Origin of the sequence: Escherichia sp. MOD1-EC7003 (assembly GCF_002965065.1) — a bacterium.
Classification (GTDB): domain Bacteria; phylum Pseudomonadota; class Gammaproteobacteria; order Enterobacterales; family Enterobacteriaceae; genus Escherichia.
On the sequence record NZ_PTRE01000256.1, the window covers coordinates 1 to 325 of the forward strand.

Below are 325 nucleotides of genomic sequence, written 5' to 3' on the forward strand. Positions count from 1 at the left end.
GAGCCAGGCAAAATCTGGCTCTTTTTTCAGTGCTGTTAAGCGAGCGCTGGCTTGTGTATAGCCTATCTTCTCCTGCCGTTCGTAGTACGCATCGGTGCGCCAACGCAGGATCGAGTTATAGACAAAACGCACACACCCGAACGTTTGAGCCAAAAGCTCAACCTGATCGGGTGTTGGATAGAATCTGTATTTATAGGCGCGTTTCATAGGCTTACAAAATACGCTGAAAAATGTAAGCCATATTGACGAAGGTCAAAAAATGTTACGCAGTTACCGCGCTTATATCCCCGCCCGATTGGGCGAGGTCTTACGCGCAAATTGATAA

At 47.4% G+C, this 325-nt stretch carries 1 protein-coding gene; it reads right to left on the reverse strand.

The window, feature by feature from the left end; genetic code table 11:
- A partial coding sequence (locus tag A7090_RS24955; protein ID WP_157941481.1) for a helix-turn-helix domain-containing protein occupies positions 1-207 on the reverse strand: 207 nt, incomplete at its 3' end.
- Between the last annotated feature and the right edge of the window lie 118 nt (positions 208-325).